The organism is Marinomonas foliarum (genome assembly GCF_016906065.1).
Taxonomy (GTDB): Bacteria; Pseudomonadota; Gammaproteobacteria; order Pseudomonadales; family Marinomonadaceae; genus Marinomonas; species Marinomonas foliarum.
The window spans coordinates 1,204,676-1,220,615 of the sequence record NZ_CP070273.1 but is presented as its reverse complement, the minus strand read 5'-3'; the positions used below and the strand labels follow the sequence as shown (position 1 = coordinate 1,220,615).

10 protein-coding genes, 2 tRNA genes and 3 rRNA genes are annotated in these 15,940 nt (G+C 44.6%); 12 read left to right on the top strand and 3 right to left on the bottom strand.

What is annotated here, in order from left to right:
* Positions 1 to 11 precede the first annotated feature (11 nt).
* From lysA to trxA, 5 genes are all read left to right on the top strand, one after another.
* Complete coding sequence (gene lysA / locus JSY38_RS05625; protein WP_205115743.1) at positions 12 to 1,265, top strand: diaminopimelate decarboxylase; 1,254 nt, start codon at positions 12 to 14, stop codon at positions 1,263 to 1,265.
* A gap of 10 nt (positions 1,266 to 1,275) precedes the next feature.
* Complete coding sequence (dapF, locus tag JSY38_RS05620; protein ID WP_205115742.1) at positions 1,276 to 2,106, top strand: diaminopimelate epimerase; 831 nt, start codon at positions 1,276 to 1,278, stop codon at positions 2,104 to 2,106.
* Between the two features lie 7 nt (positions 2,107 to 2,113).
* Positions 2,114 to 2,779, top strand: coding sequence for a DUF484 family protein (locus JSY38_RS05615; RefSeq protein WP_205115741.1), 666 nt, complete (start codon positions 2,114 to 2,116; stop codon positions 2,777 to 2,779).
* Positions 2,776 to 3,489, top strand: a complete 714-nt coding sequence (locus JSY38_RS05610) for an HAD family hydrolase (protein WP_205115740.1) — start codon at positions 2,776 to 2,778, stop codon at positions 3,487 to 3,489. The genes JSY38_RS05615 and JSY38_RS05610 overlap by 4 nt, the downstream gene beginning before the upstream one ends.
* A 105-nt stretch (positions 3,490 to 3,594) precedes the next feature.
* Positions 3,595 to 3,921 (top strand): thioredoxin TrxA, encoded by a 327-nt coding sequence (gene trxA / locus JSY38_RS05605; RefSeq protein WP_110577410.1) that lies wholly within the window; start codon positions 3,595 to 3,597, stop codon positions 3,919 to 3,921.
* Between the two features lie 53 nt (positions 3,922 to 3,974).
* Here the strand turns inward: trxA and JSY38_RS05600 are convergent, their stop codons facing one another.
* A complete protein-coding gene (locus JSY38_RS05600) occupies positions 3,975 to 5,381 on the bottom strand; it encodes a peptidoglycan DD-metalloendopeptidase family protein (RefSeq protein WP_205115739.1) in 1,407 nt (468 codons plus the stop codon).
* 106 nt (positions 5,382 to 5,487) lie between these two features.
* Here JSY38_RS05600 and tyrS point away from each other — a divergent pair, with 106 nt between their 5' ends.
* From tyrS to JSY38_RS05565, 7 genes are all read left to right on the top strand, one after another.
* The gene (gene tyrS / locus JSY38_RS05595; protein WP_114413708.1) at positions 5,488 to 6,792 is read left to right on the top strand and encodes a tyrosine--tRNA ligase; all 1,305 of its coding nucleotides are present in this window, start codon (positions 5,488 to 5,490) and stop codon (positions 6,790 to 6,792) included.
* 445 nt (positions 6,793 to 7,237) lie between these two features.
* Positions 7,238 to 8,777 (top strand): 16S ribosomal RNA (locus tag JSY38_RS05590).
* A 74-nt stretch (positions 8,778 to 8,851) separates the two neighbouring features.
* Positions 8,852 to 8,928, top strand: a tRNA-Ile gene (locus JSY38_RS05585).
* 134 nt (positions 8,929 to 9,062) lie between these two features.
* Positions 9,063 to 9,138, top strand: a tRNA-Ala gene (locus JSY38_RS05580).
* Between the two features lie 307 nt (positions 9,139 to 9,445).
* Positions 9,446 to 12,335 (top strand): 23S ribosomal RNA (locus JSY38_RS05575).
* Between the two features lie 182 nt (positions 12,336 to 12,517).
* A 5S ribosomal RNA gene (gene rrf, locus JSY38_RS05570) occupies positions 12,518 to 12,632 on the top strand.
* Together the 16S, 23S and 5S rRNA genes with 2 tRNA genes alongside form the textbook arrangement of a ribosomal RNA operon.
* A gap of 196 nt (positions 12,633 to 12,828) precedes the next feature.
* Entirely contained in the window at positions 12,829 to 14,085 is a 1,257-nt protein-coding gene (locus JSY38_RS05565; RefSeq protein ID WP_205115738.1) for an MFS transporter, read from the top strand.
* A 52-nt stretch (positions 14,086 to 14,137) separates the two neighbouring features.
* On the opposite strand, the gene JSY38_RS05560 is transcribed toward JSY38_RS05565, so the two are convergent.
* Complete coding sequence (locus JSY38_RS05560) at positions 14,138 to 14,611, bottom strand: Lrp/AsnC family transcriptional regulator (RefSeq protein WP_114410619.1); 474 nt, start codon at positions 14,609 to 14,611, stop codon at positions 14,138 to 14,140.
* 260 nt (positions 14,612 to 14,871) lie between these two features.
* On the bottom strand, positions 14,872 to 15,939 hold the full coding sequence (gene purK / locus JSY38_RS05555; RefSeq protein WP_205115737.1) for a 5-(carboxyamino)imidazole ribonucleotide synthase: 1,068 nt from the start codon (positions 15,937 to 15,939) through the stop codon (positions 14,872 to 14,874).
* Between the last annotated feature and the right edge of the window lies 1 nt (position 15,940).

Genomic DNA, 15,940 nt, shown 5'->3' with positions numbered 1-15,940 from the left:
AGGATTCCCCTTTGGATTTTTTTAATTACTCAAATCAAACTCTGTACGCAGAGGATGTTGCTTTATCAGATATCGCTAATCAGTACGGAACACCTTGTTACGTTTATTCTCGTGCTACGTTAGAACGTCATTACAAAGCATATGCAGATGCGTTTGCATCGCACCCAACTTTAATTTGTTATGCCGTAAAAGCCTGCTCCAATATTGCGATTTTAAATGTATTGGCTCGACTTGGGTCAGGTTTTGACATCGTTTCAGTTGGTGAATTGGAACGTGTTTTGAAAGCCGGTGGTGACCCTTCAAAGGTTATGTTTTCTGGATTAGGTAAGCAGGCAGCCGAAATGCGTCGAGCGCTTGAGGTTGGTATTCACTGTTTCAACGTTGAGTCTGAAGCGGAATTATATCGACTAGACCAGGTCGCAGGGGAAATGGGCAAAATAGCACCTGTTTCTTTGCGTGTTAACCCAGATGTGGATGCAAAAACTCACCCATATATCTCTACTGGCTTGAAAGAAAACAAGTTTGGTATCGATATCCAAGACGCAGTTCGCATTTATAAAATTGCGCACGAATTGCCTAACTTAAATGTTATGGGTGTAGATTGCCACATTGGCTCGCAGCTGACAGAGCTTAAACCTTTCTTAGATACCTTTGATCGTCTAATCGGTTTGGTTGATGAGCTTTCCGCTGAAGGGATTAAGATTAAGCATCTTGATCTTGGTGGCGGTCTGGGCGTTCGTTACCGTGATGAAGTGCCACCAGAACCAGCGGAATACGCAAAACTTTTACTGGATAAAGTAAAAGGTAAGGATTTTGAATTGGCTTTTGAGCCAGGTCGTTCTATTGCAGCAAATGCGGGTGTTTTGTTGACACAAGTTGAGTTTTTAAAATGCACACCTCACAAAAATTTTGCCATTATTGATGGCGCAATGAACGATCTTATTCGTCCCTCTTTGTATGGCGCATGGATGAATATTGTTCCGGTATCTTTGTTACCTACTTCAGAAGGTAAGCGGAGCTATGACCTTGTTGGTCCCATCTGTGAAACGGGGGATTTTTTAGGTAAAGACCGTGAATTGGATATTCAGGCTGGTGATTTATTGGTTGTTCGTTCAGCAGGAGCGTACGGATTTACGATGGCGTCAAACTACAATAGCCGTAATCGTGCGGCCGAGGTGATGGTTGACGGTGACACAACGCATTTAATTCGTGCTCGTGAAACGATTGAGCATCAGTTAGCTGGTGAGCAAATCTTGCCAGACTGAGGAGTTCGTCGTGTTGTTAAAATTTACCAAAATGCATGGTCTAGGTAATGACTTTGTCGTCGTTGATGCCGTGTCTCGTAAAGTGTTTTTTAATAAACAACAGATCGAGAAATTGAGTGACCGTAATTGGGGGATCGGTTTTGACCAGCTATTAGTGGTCGAGCCACCGATGAACCCAGATATGGATTTTCGTTACCGTATTTATAACTCTGATGGCAGTGAAGTGGAGCATTGTGGAAACGGTGCTCGTTGCTTTGCTAAGTTTGTTTTAGACCGTGAATTAACCAATAAACGTATCATTAATGTCGAGACAAAGCGTGGCGCTATTCAGTTACGTGTGCTGGATGGTGGTCTTGTTACGGTAGATATGGGCGAGCCAAGCTTTGCGCCAGAAGATTTGCCATTTACTGCGGGGCCTTGTGATGGGCTTTATAGTGTCATGGCTGGTGATACGGAATATTTCATTACACCGGTCTCTGTTGGTAATCCTCACGCTGTGATCAAAGTTGATCAGCTCATTGATAGTGAAGTAGCAAAGACTGGGCCCTTAATCGAGTGCCATGAACGCTTTCCTCGTAAAGTAAATGTTGGTTTTATGCAGGTTATTAGTTCTGATGAAATCAACTTACGTGTATTTGAACGTGGCGTGGGTGAAACTCAAGCCTGCGGCACTGGTGCTTGTGCTGCTGTAGTTGCTGGAATTAAGCAAGGTTGGTTGTCACCTAAAGTCACTGCACATCTACGTGGTGGTGATTTGCATATTGAATGGCAGGGGGAGGGGTTGCCTATTCTGATGACAGGCCCTGCTGAGAAAGTATTCGAAGGTCAAATTTACCTATAGAGGAATTATGAGCGAAGACGATGTTGTTCAATATTTGTCACAAAAACCGGACTTTTTTAGCCGGCATACTGATTTGTTGGAGAGCCTGACGCTTCCTCATCCAGTTAATGGAAAAGTGATTTCGTTGCTTGAGTATCAAGTGAATCTATTGCGAAAGACGACTGCGGACTACCGTAGTCAGTTTGAGCGTCTTGTAGATGTCGCTCGTGATAATGAGTCTACTATGCAAAAGAGTCGTCGTTTAGTTTTGGCTGGCCTTACTTGCAGTTCTTTAGATGACCTTGCTGTTGTTATTGATGACATGGTGCGCGATGATTTTGAAGTATCCCACCATGCGCTTATCTTGTATGGTGAGTTTCCCGATAGTGCTATTAGGACTCATCAGCTAGTGGAAGATGATGCATTTTTGTCTCATGCCGCAGGTTTCTCTGATTGTTTTTGTGGCGTACTGCCAGCTAATGAAATGAATTACCTTTTTGCTGATGGTGCCTCTTCGATCGAGTCTGTTGCTGTTTTGCCATTACTGTCTAGAGCGGGGGGTGAAATTAAAAGGTGTGGTGTTCTTGTGTTGGGGGCGGAAAGTAAATCTGCTTTTGATAAAGAGAAGGGGGCTTTGTTTCTTCAATACGTTGCTGATTTGTTAAGTGCAATTTTATTGAGGTTGCTGCCATGAGTGTGTTGATTACCTTCGATTTAGATAACACTTTGTGGGATGTGTCTCCCGTTATTACTCGTGCAGAATACGCAATGGAGTCTTGGTTTGAAACGCGTTTCCCTGGTTTCTCCCGTCAGTTCCCTTTTTCTGTTCGAGAAGAGCTGAAAGGCCAAGTTATACTGTCAAATCCTGAGATTGCACCGAATTTAACTGCAATACGTTTGGCTATTTATAAACTTGCTTTAAAACAATTCGGCTTGCCATCAGAGGAAGCGGATTCTGTTGCAAGTGCTGCCTTGGCACACTTTTGTGAATGGCGGCAGAAAGTGGATCTTTATCCACATGCTGTTGGTGTTTTGGAATCCTTGAGTCAAGAATATTCAATGGCTGTTATTACGAATGGCAATGCCGATGTGTTTCATCCTTATGTTGGTCTAGGGCAATATTTTGATTTTGCTGTTCGTGCCGATCAACTAGGTGTTGCTAAACCTTCTGTAGATGTCTTTTCTATGGCAGCGAAACAGGCGGGCGTTGACCTGACGGATATCATCCATATCGGTGATCACCCAGTTGATGATGTGTTTGGAGCATCAAATGCTGGAGCGAGAAGTGTTTGGTTTAATCGTCATGGTGCTCAACGCTGGGAGGATGAATGGGGAGCTCGTTCGCATGCGGAAGTCCATTCACTGTTGGAGTTACCAACGGCTATTCGTTCTTTGTTATTATAGTTTTTTTCTATTATTTTAATTTGTTTGAACACATTTTTACCCTCATGATTTAGTGGTACACTAGCCCCATTCATTGGTTAAAGAGATTTTTTAAGGAACTTATATATGAGTGAAAATACAGTTCAGATTACTGACGCGCAATTTGCAGAAGAGGTTTTGAATTCAGATATCCCAGTTCTTGTGGATTTTTGGGCTCCTTGGTGTGGACCTTGCAAAATGATCGCGCCTGTTCTAGAAGACGTAGCAGCTGAATACGCGGGCAAAATTAAAGTGGTTAAGCTGAATGTTGATGAAAACCAAGAGACGGCGCCAAAATACAATGTTCGTGGTATTCCTACTTTGCTGATTGTTAAAGGCGGTGAAGTGGCTGCAACTAAAGTTGGTGCGGTTTCTAAATCTCAGTTGATCGAGTTTGTTAACAGCGCAATTTAATCTTGTTGTGATATGTAAAAAGCAGCCATATGGCTGCTTTTTTTATGTCTGCGTTAATCTTTTAATGAAGCTAGCTTTTGTGCAAAGGTAGGGGAGTGCGAGTTCGCTAGCGTCGCAACGATTTGCTTTGCGTAAGGAAGATACTTTTGTAAGTCCTTCTTAGGCATAGGATCATCGTTAGGTAGTTTAACGGTGACAGGGTTTTTGTGAGTACCGTTGATCCTAAATTCATAATGTAGATGAGGGCCTGTTGCCCAACCTGTTTGTCCTACATAGGCAATAAATTGTCCTTGTTTTACTCTTGCACCACGTTTAGTGCCTCTAGCGAACCCTTTTAGGTGCGCATAAAGTGTCTGGTACCCTTTGCCATGATCGATGATGACGACATTTCCATAGCCATTTTGCTTGCCCGCAAAGGAAATTTTACCATCGCCAGCTGCTTTAACTGGTGTCCCGCTGGCTGCTGCATAGTCAACACCTCTGTGTGGCCGACTTGTCTTGAAAATTGGATGTAAACGATTTGGGTTGAATTTAGATGAAATTCTAGTGAAGTCGACAGGTGTTCGTATGAAGGCTTTTCTCATCGCTAGCCCGTCAGGTGTATAGTAATTTGCACCTTTTTCGGTTTGGAATCTAATTGCCTGATACGTTCTACCATTATTGATAAATTGGGCGGCGATGATGTTGCCATTTCCAATTTTTTCTCCATCAAGGAATTTCTCTTCATAAAGTACGCTCAAGCTATCGCCTTTTCTAATATCTAACGCAAAGTCGATATCCCATCCGAAAATATTAGCTAGTTCAATTAAAAGAGGTTGATCTATACCAGCTCTTAAACCATCGACAAATAAAGAGTTGTTTATCTCGGCTTCTTTGTAGGTCTGGTTTACCTCTGGGGTTCTTGATGCTTCAGATCTTGAAAATTCATTATCATTTCTTTCAAAGGCAACACTGTCTAAACGATTTAAAATTAGTGTTAAATGAGTCAGTTCGCCAGAAACTTCATTTGTCGTGAAGTTTATCTCTTGGCCTGGTCTCATCTGAAGCAATGTTTTTTGCTTTTTATCAGCTTGAGAGACTTTGTATATATCCTGTGCGGATATGCCTGCCTTGGATAGAATCTTTGATAAGGAGTCGCCAGATTTAACTTCAACCGCTTGTGTTTTAAAAGTTGGAGGGCTGGATTTTTTTGCTAATGTGTCTGGTACAGGGGCTTCGTAGGGGGTTCCGCTATACTGTTGCTCTGTAGTGCTAGAAAGAGGGATATTGTTTCTAGGTGTGAGCTTTTGTAGGTCATGAAGCATAAGCTGTGACTGGTCGATTACTTCGAAGTTCGCTTCAAATGATATTTCATTGTTGTCGACGATTTCTTCCTCTGGGAGCACTATGAGTACTATGGCGAGGAATGCACTTATCGCTGCAATCAGAAGTAAATGCTTTGTTGGTAATAACTTTATCAAAATGTGTACCCAAAAAATCTTTATAAAAGCCTTATAATCCTACCAACATTACTTTTATAATTGAATGCTTAAGTACGATAAACTAATCAGGATATGGATCAAAATAATGACTGTAAGCAGTAAAGACCTATTAAATGACTTGCAAGCTCGTGGACTTGTCGCCCAAATGACGGCAGAAGAAGAGCTAAAAAAACATCTAGATGCTGGAAGTCGTACTCTTTATTGTGGTTTTGATCCAACGGCGGATAGTTTGCACTTGGGGCACCTTGTGCCTCTCCTTGTGCTTAAGCGTTTCCAAGATGCAGGTCACAACCCCATTGCGTTGGTAGGTGGCGCGACAGGACTTATCGGTGATCCAAGCTTTAAGGCTGCTGAACGTCAGTTGAATACATCTGACATTGTTGCTGGATGGGCAGAGAAGATTCGTGGGCAAGTTAGTCAGTTTGTAAAATTCGATAATGTGCCTAACCCTGCTCGTGTGGTGAATAACCTTGATTGGGCAGGGGAAATGAGCGTGTTGGATTTTTTACGCGATATCGGCAAGCATTTTTCTGTTAACTCAATGATCAATAAAGAGTCTGTTCAGCAACGGTTGAATAGAGAAGGTGCTGGGATATCTTTTACTGAGTTTTCTTATGCCTTGCTGCAAGGTATGGATTTTGCTGAGTTGAATCGTGCGTACGACTGCACTTTACAAATTGGTGGTAGTGACCAATGGGGTAATATCGTTGGTGGGATTGATCTTTCCCGTCGTCAAAATCAAGCCCAAACATTTGGTATGACAGTGCCGCTTGTTACTAAGTCGGATGGTACTAAATTTGGTAAAACAGAGTCTGGTGCCGTTTGGTTGGATTCTGCTAAAACAAGTCAGTATGCGTTTTACCAATTTTGGATGAATACAGCTGACGCTGATGTGTATAAGTTCTTGAAGTTCTTCACCTTCCTTAGTCTTGAAGAGATTGAAGTGATTGAAAAAACGGATCAAGAAAGCACAGGTAAGCCTCAAGGGCAGGCCATTTTGGCTCGCGAAGCAACTCGCTTGGTTCATGGGGATGAAGGTCTCCAAGCTGCTCAGCGTATTACTCAAGCGTTGTTTAGTGGGGAGGCGGACCAACTTAGTGAACAAGACCTCGAGCAAATTCAACTAGATGGTCTTCCAAGTAGCTCATTGAGTGAAGTGGATTTGGCTCAAACTCCTTTGACTAGTTTAATGGCAGACGCGGGGCTCGCAGCAAGCGGTAAACAGGTAAAAGATGCACTTCAGCGAGACTCTGTCTTTGTAAATGGTGCTGCTAAAGGTCTAAATGATAACATGGGGGCGGCCGAGATTTTTACTGCACAGAATGGCTACTTCGGTAAGTACTTCTTAGTAAAACTAGGTAAAAAGAAGCATCACTTGTTTGTCTTGTAGGTAGTACTATTAGGTGAGAAGGTTCATTCATTAAACAAAAGGCACTTAGGTGCCTTTTGTTTATTTGGGACTTTATAGCTAAAAACAAAAAAACTTTCAGAAAAGAGCAAAAAGAGCTTGCGCTAAAAAATTCAGAATGTATTATACGCCCCCACTGACACGGAGAACAACGCAAGCAACGGTTTGCAACTTACCTTGGTAAGCAAGTTCAACGACACGTCAAACGCTCTTTAAAATAGATAATCAGATAATTTGTGTGGGCGCTCGCTAGAGGCTTCAGAAGATTGTCCGGATTGGTTTTTAACTGATTCGAGATGATCAAAAAAATTGAAGTCTTGCGAAACGTCTAACACGTCAATTCGCTTTATGTTGGCTTATTGTTCTTAGGGATGATGAGTCGATTAAGTTATTGTTAGTGTAATAGATTTTGAGTAAGCAAACTTTTTAACTGAAGAGTTTGATCATGGCTCAGATTGAACGCTGGCGGCAGGCTTAACACATGCAAGTCGAGCGGTAACAGGGGAGCTTGCTCCTGCTGACGAGCGGCGGACGGGTGAGTAACGCGTAGGAATCTGCCTAGTAGAGGGGGACAACATGTGGAAACGCATGCTAATACCGCATACGCCCTAAGGGGGAAAGGAGGGGACTCTTCGGAGCCTTCCGCTATTAGATGAGCCTGCGTAAGATTAGCTAGTTGGTAGGGTAAAGGCCTACCAAGGCGACGATCTTTAACTGGTCTGAGAGGATGACCAGTCACACTGGGACTGAGACACGGCCCAGACTCCTACGGGAGGCAGCAGTGGGGAATATTGGACAATGGGCGAAAGCCTGATCCAGCCATGCCGCGTGTGTGAAGAAGGCCTTAGGGTTGTAAAGCACTTTCAGGGGTGAGGAAGGGTAGCTAGTTAATACCTAGTTATTTTGACGTTAGCCCCAGAAGAAGCACCGGCTAACTCTGTGCCAGCAGCCGCGGTAATACAGAGGGTGCAAGCGTTAATCGGAATTACTGGGCGTAAAGCGCGCGTAGGTGGTTTGTTAAGTCGGATGTGAAATCCCAGGGCTCAACCTTGGAATGGCACCCGATACTGGCAGGCTAGAGTACGGTAGAGGGGTGTGGAATTTCCTGTGTAGCGGTGAAATGCGTAGATATAGGAAGGAACATCAGTGGCGAAGGCGACACCCTGGACTGATACTGACACTGAGGTGCGAAAGCGTGGGGAGCAAACAGGATTAGATACCCTGGTAGTCCACGCCGTAAACGATGTCTACTAGCCGTTGGGTTGTAATGACTTAGTGGCGCAGCTAACGCAATAAGTAGACCGCCTGGGGAGTACGGCCGCAAGGTTAAAACTCAAATGAATTGACGGGGGCCCGCACAAGCGGTGGAGCATGTGGTTTAATTCGAAGCAACGCGAAGAACCTTACCTACTCTTGACATCCAGTGAACTTAGCAGAGATGCTTTGGTGCCTTCGGGAACACTGAGACAGGTGCTGCATGGCTGTCGTCAGCTCGTGTTGTGAAATGTTGGGTTAAGTCCCGTAACGAGCGCAACCCTTATCCTTATTTGCCAGCACTTCGGGTGGGAACTTTAAGGAGACTGCCGGTGACAAACCGGAGGAAGGTGGGGACGACGTCAAGTCATCATGGCCCTTACGAGTAGGGCTACACACGTGCTACAATGGCGTATACAGAGGGCTGCGAACTAGCGATAGTAAGCGAATCCCAGAAAGTACGTCGTAGTCCGGATTGGAGTCTGCAACTCGACTCCATGAAGTCGGAATCGCTAGTAATCGTGAATCAGAATGTCACGGTGAATACGTTCCCGGGCCTTGTACACACCGCCCGTCACACCATGGGAGTTGATTGCTCCAGAAGTAGCTAGCTTAACCCTTCGGGGATGGCGGTTACCACGGAGTGGTCAATGACTGGGGTGAAGTCGTAACAAGGTAGCCCTAGGGGAACCTGGGGCTGGATCACCTCCTTAAACGATAGAAACCTCTGGTGAGCGTTCACACAAATTATCTGATATCTAATTTATAAGAAGCACAGAAAGTATTTGGGTCTGTAGCTCAGTTGGTTAGAGCGCACCCCTGATAAGGGTGAGGTCGGCCGTTCAAATCGGCCCAGACCCACCAGTATATCAATAACCGCGTTATTTAAGCCCTCGTTTAGCAAACTAAACGTCGACCTTAAAAGCCTTGTTCTTGAGATTCTGGTATTTGATTGGAGATATCTTCTCCGATTAACCAAATACGATCTAGTTAGTAATGGGGCTATAGCTCAGCTGGGAGAGCGCCTGCTTTGCACGCAGGAGGTCTGCGGTTCGATCCCGCATAGCTCCACCATTTACTGATGATGATCACTCTGTGTAAAAGATTAGAAGAGAGTTCTAAGCAAGACGCTAAACATCTTTCACATTCGTGTGTTGGGTGATTTTTAGTCTCTGACTTAGTGCTTTGCACTAAACTTGCTCTTTAACAATTCGAATTTTGAAATAACGATGAATCAAGCGTTAAACCGGTGGAAGTTCACTTTAACCTAGTGACTTCTATTATCGTAAATCCAAAGAGACACAAAAGCTCTTTGGTATGTGGTCTGATTTATGTTTCTACTTTTCCTTTTGGAATCGTAAAAAACTATTTTGGGTTATATGGTCAAGTGACCAAGCGTGCACGGTGGATGCCTTGGCAGTCAGAGGCGATGAAGGACGTGGTAATCTGCGAAAAGGTTCGGGGAGTCGATAAACAGACTTTGATCCGAACATGTCCGAATGGGGAAACCCACTCTACTTGTAGAGTATCCCACAGTGAATACATAGCTGTGTGGAGGCGAACCCGGGGAACTGAAACATCTAAGTACCCGGAGGAAAAGAAATCAACCGAGATTCCCTAAGTAGCGGCGAGCGAAAGGGGATTAGCCCTTAAGTGGTTTTGGTGTTAGTAGAAGGCTCTGGAAAGTGCCGCGATAGAGGGTGATAGCCCCGTATACGAAAACACCTTAATCATGAAAACGAGTAGGACGGGACACGTGTTATCCTGTCTGAATATGGGGGGACCATCCTCCAAGGCTAAATACTCCTGACTGACCGATAGTGAACCAGTACCGTGAGGGAAAGGCGAAAAGAACCCCTGTGAGGGGAGTGAAATAGATCCTGAAACCGTGTACGTACAAGCAGTGGGAGCGGACTTGTTCCGTGACTGCGTACCTTTTGTATAATGGGTCAACGACTTATTTTCAGTAGCAAGGTTAAGCACATAGTGGAGCCGTAGGGAAACCGAGTCTTAATAGGGCGTTTAGTTGCTGGGAATAGACCCGAAACCGGGCGATCTATCCATGAGCAGGTTGAAGGTTGAGTAACATCAACTGGAGGACCGAACCCACATCCGTTGAAAAGGCTGGGGATGACTTGTGGATAGGAGTGAAAGGCTAATCAAGCTCGGAGATAGCTGGTTCTCCTCGAAAGCTATTTAGGTAGCGCCTCGTATCTCACCATTGGGGGTAGAGCACTGTTTGGGCTAGGGGGTCATCCCGACTTACCAACCCCATGCAAACTCCGAATACCAATGAGTGCAATTACGGGAGACACACGGCGGGTGCTAACGTCCGTCGTGGAAAGGGAAACAACCCAGACCGTCAGCTAAGGTCCCAAAGTTACAGTTAAGTGGGAAACGATGTGGGAAGGCTTAGACAGCTAGGAGGTTGGCTTAGAAGCAGCCATCCTTTAAAGAAAGCGTAATAGCTCACTAGTCGAGTCGGCCTGCGCGGAAGATATAACGGGGCTCAAACTGTACACCGAAGCTACGGATGCTTAGTTTACTAGGCATGGTAGAGGAGCGTTCTGTAAGCCGTTGAAGGTCAAGCTGTAAGGCAGGCTGGAGGTATCAGAAGTGCGAATGTTGACATGAGTAACGATAAGGGGAGTGAAAAACTCCCCCGCCGGAAGACCAAGGTTTCCTGTCCCATGTTAATCAGGGCAGGGTGAGTCGGCCCCTAAGGCGAGGCAGAAATGCGTAGTCGATGGGAAACAGGTTAATATTCCTGTACTCGTACATATTGCGATGGAGAGACGGAGAAGGCTAGGCCAGCACAGCGATGGTTGTCTGTGTTTAAGGCGGTAGGTTTGGGACTTAGGCAAATCCGGGTCCCTTTAAGACCGAGAACTGACGACGAGCCCTCTTTTGGGCGAAGTGGTTGATGCCATGCTTCCAGGAAAAACTTCTAAGCTTCAGATATGATCGAACCGTACCCCAAACCGACACAGGTGGTCAGGTAGAGAATACCAAGGCGCTTGAGAGAACTCGGGTGAAGGAACTAGGCAAAATGGTACCGTAACTTCGGGAGAAGGTACGCCGGCCGGTGTGAAGGACTTGCTCCGTAAGCACTAGTCGGTCGAAGATACCAGGTGGCTGCGACTGTTTATTAAAAACACAGCACTCTGCAAACACGAAAGTGGACGTATAGGGTGTGACGCCTGCCCGGTGCTTGAAGGTTAATTGATGGGGTTAGCGCAAGCGAAGCTCTTGATCGAAGCCCAAGTAAACGGCGGCCGTAACTATAACGGTCCTAAGGTAGCGAAATTCCTTGTCGGGTAAGTTCCGACCTGCACGAATGGCGTAACGATGGCCACACTGTCTCCACCCGAGACTCAGTGAAATTGAAATCGCAGTGAAGATGCTGTGTATCCGCGGCTAGACGGAAAGACCCCGTGAACCTTTACTATAGCTTCACAGTGAACTTTGAACCTACTTGTGTAGGATAGGTGGGAGGCTTTGAAGTGCAGACGCCAGTTTGCATGGAGCCACTCTTGAAATACCACCCTGGTATGTTTGAGGTTCTAACTCAGGTCCCTTATCGGGATCGAGGACACTGTGTGGTGGGTAGTTTGACTGGGGCGGTCTCCTCCCAAAGAGTAACGGAGGAGCACGAAGGTGTGCTCAGCATGGTCGGAAATCATGCATAGAGTGTAAAGGCAAAAGCACGCTTAACTGCGAGACAGACACGTCGAGCAGGTACGAAAGTAGGTCTTAGTGATCCGGTGGTTCTGTATGGAAGGGCCATCGCTCAACGGATAAAAGGTACTCCGGGGATAACAGGCTGATACCGCCCAAGAGTTCACATCGACGGCGGTGTTTGGCACCTCGATGTCGGCTCATCACATCCTGGGGCTGAAGCCGGTCCCAAGGGTATGGCTGTTCGCCATTTAAAGTGGTACGCGAGCTGGGTTTAGAACGTCGTGAGACAGTTCGGTCCCTATCTGCCGTGGACGTTTGAGATTTGAGAGGAGCTGCTCCTAGTACGAGAGGACCGGAGTGGACGAACCTCTGGTGTTCCGGTTGTCACGCCAGTGGCATTGCCGGGTAGCTATGTTCGGACGGGATAACCGCTGAAAGCATCTAAGCGGGAAGCCTCCCTTAAGATAAGATCTCACTGGGACATAAGTCCCCTAAAGAGCCGTTCGAGACTAGGACGTTGATAGGTTGGGTGTGTAAGTGCTGTGAGGCATTGAGCTAACCAATACTAATTGCTCGTGAGGCTTGACCATATAACACCAAAGTGGTTTTAACGAAAACGTTAAAAAGACACATAATACGATCCGGTTTAATACTTGATACACGTTATTTCAAAATGAATTGTTAAAGATCCAAGCACGTATTCGCGTGTTTTGAGACAAGTCGAAAGACAATGCAATCAACGCATAGCTCAAAACAAACGCAAAACGAATTGCTTGACGATCATAGAGGCGTTGAACCACCTGATCCCATCCCGAACTCAGAAGTGAAAAGCGCCATCGCCGATGGTAGTGTGGGAGATCCCATGTGAGAGTAGGTCGTCGTCAAGCTTTATATTAAGAGAAACCCCGTCCTGCTCAGCAGGTCGGGGTTTTTTCGTTATGGGGAATCACCATCGCCCATGCTAGTCTCGCAAGGGGATAAGCATCGTCAAGCTTTATATCAAGAAGGCCTGATAGCTAACGCTGTCAGGGTTTTTTTCGTTTAAAATAACGGCAATACAGATATTAACCTCAGAGTACCTCTATGTTAGATAAAGAAGCACAGAAGAAAGTTGATAAGGCGAATGTATACAGGTTAGTCGTATCAAATTTTTTAATTAATTTAGGGGATGTTTTGATTAACCCTAAGGTTACTCTTCCTTGGCTTCTACAAAGCGTAGGTGCACCCTTGTTTTTGTTAGGGTGGCTTGTACCTATTCGTGAGTCTGGCTCTTTGTTACCGCAGGTTATTATTGCTCACTTTATTTATAAGATAAAAATTAGGAAGTGGGTGTGGGTGCTTGGAAGTGTTATCCAATCTTTATGTGTCGTATTGATTGGCTTTGCCGCCTTATTGCTCGAAGGTGACTCTGCTGGTTGGGTGATTATTAGTGGATTAGTTGTTTTTAGTGTTGCGAGGGGATTGAACTCTGTCGCGTCTAAAGATGTTTTGGGCAAGACTATAGTTAAAAATAAACGAGGGAGTGTGACTGGTTGGTCAGCTAGTGCCGCTGGTTTTATAACTATTATCATTGCTTTCAGTATGTTACTCGGCTTTGACAGTCTTCATAACAATACAGGTCTCTACGTTTGGGGGATTGTTGCAGCTACATTTATTTGGTTAGTTGCTGCTTTAATTTACTCGTTCGTACGAGAGCCTTTTAGTGAAGTGGGTGGAGTAAGCTCGAGTTTACTTAGCGTATTTAAGGAGTTTGCTTTATTACGAACAGACCGGACATTCCGTTCATTTGTTATCGCCCGATCGTTGTTTTTGTGTGCTGCTTTAAGTGCGCCTTATTACGTTCTAATTGCTCAAAATAACGCTCAAAATAACGCTCAAAATTCAGTTTTCACTTTGGGCTTATTTATATTGGTAAGTGGTTTGGCTTCTTTGTTGTCTTCTCCGTTTTGGGGGCTTTTTTCCGATTATTCCAGCCGCCAGGTGATGGTTTTTTCTTCGTTATTAAGTGTGTTATCTGGGGTGGGATTATTTTTTAGTGCTAATTTTGAGCTAGAGATGTTCTCGGGAAGTTGGTTTTTACCTCTGTTATATTTTGTTCTTAGTATCGCGCATCAAGGCATTCGTATTGGGCGTAAGACGTATTTAGTTAATCTGGGAGAGGGGAATAGGCGTACCAGCTATGTATCTGTTAGTAATACAGTCATAGGTATTATTTTGTTAGGTATGAGTAGTATCAGCTTATTATCTTACGTAGTTTCCCTAGAAACTCTCGTTTTGATATTTTCATTCATCACTTTGGTCGGTGCTGTTATGGTTATTCGTTGCTTACCTGAAGTTTAAGGCGGCATTTGTTCTGATATTGCTAGTTTCTACCGCTTTAAGCTCTCTATTATTAGTTTGGTAAGGGTATAGAGGGGGCATGCTTGATACGATTCAGTACTACTGTTGAAGTAAGATCTCGAACACAGGTTAGACTGGAAAGTGACTCGCTTAAAAAAGAAGAAAGCGATGGTAGGTTTTCACTAATGACTCGCAGCCAATAATCAGAGTCACCGCTGACAGAATAGCATTCTAATATCTGAGGAATCGCCTCAATTGCCTGTTTAAACTCTTTATCAGAATTCTTGGTTCTCTTGTCGAGAGTGACACTAACAAAGGCGGTTATTTGATAACCAAGCTCACTGGCATTTAATTGAGTAAAGTAAGCTTCTATTAGATTGTTTTGTTCAAGTCTCTGTAAGCGTCGAGAGCATTGTGACGGTGATAAACTCACTTGTTCGGACAAGGCAACATTACTTAATCTTGCATTTGTTTGCAGTGCTCGTAGCAATCGCCAATCATAACTGTCTAGTTCAATATGACTCATTCAAAGTTCCTTAATCAGCATCTATAAATGTGTGCTGCTATTTTTATATTTACTAAGCTGTTTTTAGCTCAATCAACAAGAATAAGGGGTTTTATAAACTAAACAAGCTTAAAAGCTTTGTTTTTGCATTTTTTTAGACATTTATTTGCACTTTTGTATTTGTGGGTCGTAAACGCATGGAAGGTGTTTTGAATTCCTTGAATAAAAAATGCCGCGTATCATGGTTGATAGCGGCATTGATAGGTTTCTTTAGTAAACGGCTATTTTTGAGGTAGATGCTCAGATAGCCAAGCTAGTGCTTCTGGGTAAGGAGCTGGCATATTCAATTTTCTGAGTGCTGCCTGAAGTATTTCTGGGTTACCAGAGCAAAAATTAAGATGCCCGACTTTTCTTCCTGGACGCACTTCCTTTTTATACCAATAAAGCTCTAAGCCTTGTAAGTTGAGCCAATCATAGTTGAGATCGACGCCAATCAAGTTGACCATCATACTTTGATTCTTAACTTCTGATGGCGTCAGCGGTAAGCCTGCTACAGCTCGTACATGGTTCTCGAACTGACAAACACTTGCACCTGCTTGAGTCCAATGTCCGCTGTTATGGACTCGCGGAGCAAGCTCGTTGATGAGTAGCTTATCACCTACGCGAAAGCATTCCATAGCCATTACACCAACATAGTCTAAAGCGTCCATTAGTTTACTAAGCATCGCCTCAGCTTTGCTCTGTAGAGGCTTCAGGCGTTCTAATGGTGATATGGAGGCGTATAGGATGCCGTTAATGTGTAAATTGAGGGTTAGAGGGTAAAAATGTGTTTCACCATCTTTTCCTCTGACACCGACTAAAGAGACTTCCTCATCAAAGTTGATGGCTTGCTCTGCAATTGCGCGTCCTTTCCAATCTTCAGGGATTTCGGTTTCTTCAGATTGTTTTAACCAATATTGTCCTTTGCCATCATAGCCACCGCGACGCTGCTTCATGAGAACACGTTCACCTAATGTCTCATAAGCATATGTAGCTGTTGAATCTGATTCAACAGGAAACCAGGGCGCTGTAGCTAGGGCAAGACGATCTAGCCACTGCTTTTGTGTTAGTCGATCCGCTAGCTGTGGAAAGGTGGTTAAGTTGACAAAGTTGCTGTGCGTAGCGAGTTGTTTGGTCGCCACGGTCTCTGGCCACTCCTCTCTTTCTGCTGTCACAATGTCTGTTGGTGACAGAGCCAGTGTCTCTGTTGACTCAATATCAACTGGACGAACATCAAGACCAAGTGGTGTTCCTGCCTGCTTTAGCATCGCGCCTAATTGACCTGCACCTAATACCCATAGCACTGACATA